Below are 4,601 nucleotides of genomic sequence, written 5' to 3' on the forward strand. Positions count from 1 at the left end.
CCGCACCCCCCGCACGAACAGCGTCATCACCACCCCGAGATACCCGACGTACCCCACCACCTGAAGCCACGTCATCGTCGGCGTCAGATTGAGCACGCCCTGGAGCAGAGTGCTGTACCAGGACCCGGCGTCGACGCTGCCGCTCAGGTCGACGGCGTAGGCCGTCCCACCGGGCAGGGCCCCGCCCTCCTGGAGGTCGCGCAGCCCGTAGCCCAGCACGCCCGCGGCGATCACGATGAGGACGGCGCCGGTAGCGGTGAAGAAGCGGGTGAGGTTGATGGAGAGCACCCGGCGGTAGAGCCCCCAGCACAGCACCGCCGCCAGAACGAGGCCGATGCCCGCGCCGGTCAGCGGCCCGGCCGACTCGTCCGCCGCGCGGGCCGTGGTCCACAGGAACAGGGCGGTTTCCAGACCCTCGCGCCCCACCGCGAGGAAGGAGGTGAGGACCAGCACACCGGCGCCCATGGTCAGTGCCTCGGTGACCTTCTCCTTGATCTCTCCGGCCAGGCTGCGGGCCGAGCGGCGCATCCAGAACACCATCGCGGTCACGAAGGCGACGGCCACGATGCTCAGCGCGCCGCCGAAGGCTTCCTGCACGGCGGTGGAAAGGGACGCGGCGGTGAACGTGAGGACCGCGCCGAAGCTCATCGAGAGCGCGATCGCGGCCAGTACGCCGGTCCACACCTGCGGCAGACGGGACTTGGCGTCCGCCCGCACGAGGGTGGCGACCAGCACGGAGACGATGAGGCCGGCTTCCAGTCCTTCCCTCAGTCCGATCAGGAAGCTCGGAAACGCGTCGTCCCACATGTGCCGCGGCCCTCCCGGCCCTCCGCCCCGGCCCACCACGCAAGCGAGTTAGCCAAGGCATGCCTTACTGACGCCGACCATCATGGCCTCGGCTCTCTGGGCATCCGGTCATGCATGGCTCATGACATGGCAAAAGCCCAGCGGGAGTGATCCGAAGGAAGCGGCTCAGCCGTCGTCCCGGACCTGCTGTAGTACGAGTCGGGTCCTGGACGCCCGGCGGGAACGGAAGTCGCCGGGGGTCATGTCGAACTCCTTGCGGAACGCGAGGTGGAATCCGACCTGGATCGCCATCACGCCAGGCTTTGACAATCACCTTGCCGCTCTCCATCACCGGTGAGACAAAGCCGTGGAGGCACCATTGATCCACAGGTGAGCAACCTCGCTGCTCAGCCACTCGGGAGGATGTTCGCGTTGAGTCGGAAGAAATTGTCGGGGTCGTACTCGTTCTTGAGGCCCACCAGCCGGTCGTAGTTGTCGCCGTAGGCGGCCCGTACCCGGTCCTCGCCTTCCTCTCCCAGATTGTTCACATACTCGGCTCCCAGGGAGAAGCGGCTCATCTTGTCCCACCACTGCCGTGCCCATTCCTTGTGCACTTGGTGTTCCTGCGGATCCGTCCATACCGACGCGGCGAAGTTGTCGTATCGCGCGTTCCGGTGGTGGAAGGCCGTCTCCGTGGACGGGATGCGGCTGACGGCGCCGCCGTACTGCTGGAAGACGATGAGGGACCTGGGAGACGGAGCAATGGCGAAGTGTTCCACGGTGGCCTCGATCGCGTCCTCCGGGATCTCCTCAAGGAAGTGGGACTTCCAGTAGTAGTGCAGGCCCACAGGGAAGAAGGGGTCACCGGCGGCTTGCAGCTGCGTGTACGCGACTGGCCCCACCTGGTCGGCGATGGGCGGGCCGAAACGTCGGAGCGGCTCCAGTACGCGCTCGCCTTGCTCCATCGATCCGGCGTAGAAGACGGAGATGGCGAACACCGGGTCACCGTCGGGCGAGGTCAGGAAAAAGGCGTCAGCGGTCAACTCGTTCGGGGCTGAACGTGAGTACTCGCAGTAGAAACCGAGGGCTTCCCTTGCCCGCGCCAAGGGATGGACGACGACGCCTCCCAGTACCTCCGGACCCACCGGGTGGAGTTTGAACTCAAGGGAGGTCGCGACCCCGAAGTTCGCGCCGGCCCCCCGCATGCCCCAGAAGAGATCGGGGTTCTCCGCGGCACTGGCTCTCCGTAGGTCACCCTCGGTGGTGACGACGTCGACGGACAGCAGGTTGTCACAGGCGAGACCGTAGGTCCGGGCGAGCCGGCCCACGCCGCCACCGAGCGTGAGGCCGGCGACGCCTGTATGAGTGACGACGCCCGTGGTCGTGGCCAGGCCCGAGACCTGTGTGGCGCTGTCCATTTCGCCGAGCGTGGCACCACCCTCTACCCGGGCTGTCCGGTTGTCAGCGTCGACTGCGACGCGGCGCATCAGTGAGAGATCGATCATCAGGCCGCCCACGCACACTGCTTTGCCTGCGATGTTGTGGCCGCCGCCACGCACGGAAACAAGCAGATCGTGCTCACGCGCGAAGGCCACGGCCGCTGCGACATCGGCGCTCCCGGCGCAGCGGGCGATCAGCGCGGGCCGGTGGTCGATCATGCCGTTCCAGACTCTTCGGGTCTGGTCGTACCTGTCATCGCCGGGGAGGAGCAGCTCTCCACGCAGGCTCTCCGCCAGCCCCCGAGCGACTGATTCCTTGAGCACGGCTCGTTCGCCCGTTCTCGTAGTCACCTCGAGCGGAAGCATGGCGCTCCTTCATGGGATCTCGCCGGATGGGGGCCGGCAGTGAGGGACTGTGACCAGGGACGCGGATACGGCATGCGCGGAACCGCACTGCACTAGCCGACCAGCCTGCGGACACCGACGCAGTTCGGACTCCTCCCAACGGGTGAAGACACCCACCGAGCGGACAGCAAACGCATCGGGGAGTTCGTCCCGCTCCCGGGCAATCCGGCCCGCCCCAGCTCTTCCTTCGACTGTCGTCGCGACCAGCCCCGCACCTGACCACCGGCCCGCCCCTAACCGCACCGCGCCGGGAGCGCCCCGGCCTGGAGGCGGTCGGCGGCACCGAGCAGGGCCGGCAGTTCGCTGTCGCGCCGGGCGTACGCGCGTGGGGAGAGCCCGTGCGCGCGGCCGCGGCGCTGTCGGTGAGGCCTTCGGCGAGGAAGGCGAGGACGGGCCGGATACGTCCCGTGCGGGCAGCCCGAAGAGACGGCCCGCTACGTCCGCATCGTGCGCCCCGGAGGCCCGCGCCTGCTGATCGCGGATGCTGCCACCGGCCGCCGCGAGCGTGAGACCGACGTCGAGCGCCTGCACGAGCACACCCCACACGCGACGGGGCCCGCGGCGCACCGTGTACGCGCTTGCGGGCACCCACGAGTGGCTGCCGCCGCTGATGGACCGGGCCCTCCGTACGTGCCCGTGCACCATCAGGCGTCGGCGAGCGACCAGGACACGAGTTGTCCCCAGCCCTCTTGACGCGTCAATGACAACAGTGGCTTGATGCTTGGGAGCGCTCCCACCTCACCCAGGGAAGGGATCACCATGCGCAGAACCCGCCGCTCGTCCTCTCGCTTGCGCGTCATCCCGGTGCTCGGCCTCCTCGCCGCGCTGCTCCTCCCCCTCGGTCTCACGTTCGCGCCCGGCGCCACGGCCGCAGCGGCGGCGGACCCCGTCCGCGTCATGCCGCTCGGCGACTCGATCACCGGCTCGCCGGGCTGCTGGCGTGCGGTGCTCTGGAACCGGCTGCTGAACAGCGGATACACGGACATCGACTTCGTCGGCACCCTCTCGCCGCAGGGCTGCGGCCAGGCGCACGACGGCGACAACGAGGGGCACGGCGGTGAGCTGGTGACCAACGTGGCCGACCAGAACCTGCTGCCGGGCAGACTCGCGGCCACGCGCCCGGACATCGTTGTCATGCACTTCGGCACGAACGACGTGTGGAGCAGCATCGCCCCGGACCGCATCCTCGCCGCCTACACCAAGCTCGTGACGCAGATGAGGGCCTCGAATCCGGACATGCGGATCCTCGTCGCGCAGCTCATCCCCATGAACCCGGGCAGCTGCGCGGCCTGCGCGCAGCGCGTCGTCGACTTCAACGCGCGGATCCCCGACTGGGCGCGGGCGACCAGTACCGAGCGTTCCCCGATCACCGTGGTCGACCAGTGGACGGGCTTCAGCACCGCCACGGACACCTACGACGGGGTGCACCCCAACGCCTCCGGTGACGACAAGATCGCCGCCCGCTGGTTCCCGGCCCTGACGGCGGTCCTCGACGCGGGCGTCCCGCAGAACCCCGGCGGCCCGGGTGGCCCGGGGGACCCCGCGGCCTGCACGGCCCGCTTCCGCGCTGTCTCCACGTGGCAGGGCGGCTACCAAGGGGAGGTGACCGTGACGAACACGTCCGCCTCCGCCACCTCGGGCTGGACCGCGACGGTCGTACCGGCGAACGGCGCGCGCATCGGCCAGGTCTGGAACGGCACCCTCAGCACGGCCGCGGACGGTACGGCCACCGTCACCAACGCGGCGTGGAACGGGGCGTTGGCGCCCGGCGCGAGCGCCACGTTCGGCTTCGTCGCCACCGCCCCGGCAACGGCCGGCGCCCCGGCGGCGACCGTCACGTGCACGGCGAAGAGTTCCGCCGACTGACACCCGGCACGGATCAGGACCGGCCCGGCAGCACACCCGCCGCTCCGGCCCGGCAGCACACTCACCGCTCCCTCCCCCGGGACCGGACGCGACCCGGAACAGGCC

General features: G+C 69.6%; 4 protein-coding genes. 1 reads left to right on the forward strand and 3 read right to left on the reverse strand.

Annotated elements, in window-relative coordinates; all coding sequences use genetic code 11:
* The 3 genes from efeU to CA983_RS41005 form a co-directional block, all read right to left on the reverse strand.
* The coding region (gene efeU / locus CA983_RS41000) for an iron uptake transporter permease EfeU (protein ID WP_208637158.1) at positions 1-807 on the reverse strand (807 nt) is incomplete at its 3' end.
* 165 nt (positions 808-972) lie between these two features.
* On the reverse strand, positions 973-1,098 hold the full coding sequence (locus tag CA983_RS49035) for a hypothetical protein (RefSeq protein ID WP_279628504.1): 126 nt from the start codon (positions 1,096-1,098) through the stop codon (positions 973-975).
* Between the two features lie 95 nt (positions 1,099-1,193).
* On the reverse strand, positions 1,194-2,591 hold the full coding sequence (locus CA983_RS41005) for an FAD-binding oxidoreductase (protein WP_086605748.1): 1,398 nt from the start codon (positions 2,589-2,591) through the stop codon (positions 1,194-1,196).
* Between the two features lie 798 nt (positions 2,592-3,389).
* Here CA983_RS41005 and CA983_RS41010 point away from each other — a divergent pair.
* Positions 3,390-4,496 (forward strand): GDSL-type esterase/lipase family protein, encoded by a 1,107-nt coding sequence (locus CA983_RS41010; RefSeq protein WP_086605749.1) that lies wholly within the window; start codon positions 3,390-3,392, stop codon positions 4,494-4,496.
* Positions 4,497-4,601: the final 105 nt, after the last annotated feature.

It is taken from the genome of Streptomyces swartbergensis, assembly GCF_002148965.1.
Lineage (GTDB): Bacteria > Actinomycetota > Actinomycetes > Streptomycetales > Streptomycetaceae > Streptomyces > Streptomyces swartbergensis.

What these genes read in the sequence shown, in the direction of transcription:
- CA983_RS49035 (WP_279628504.1), bottom strand. Translation starts at nt 1,098, where the DNA reads ATGGCGATCCAGGTCGGATTCCACCTCGCGTTCCGCAAGGAGTTCGAC.
- CA983_RS41005 (WP_086605748.1), bottom strand. Translation starts at nt 2,591, where the DNA reads ATGCTTCCGCTCGAGGTGACTACGAGAACGGGCGAACGAGCCGTGCTC.
- CA983_RS41010 (WP_086605749.1), top strand. Translation starts at nt 3,390, where the DNA reads ATGCGCAGAACCCGCCGCTCGTCCTCTCGCTTGCGCGTCATCCCGGTG.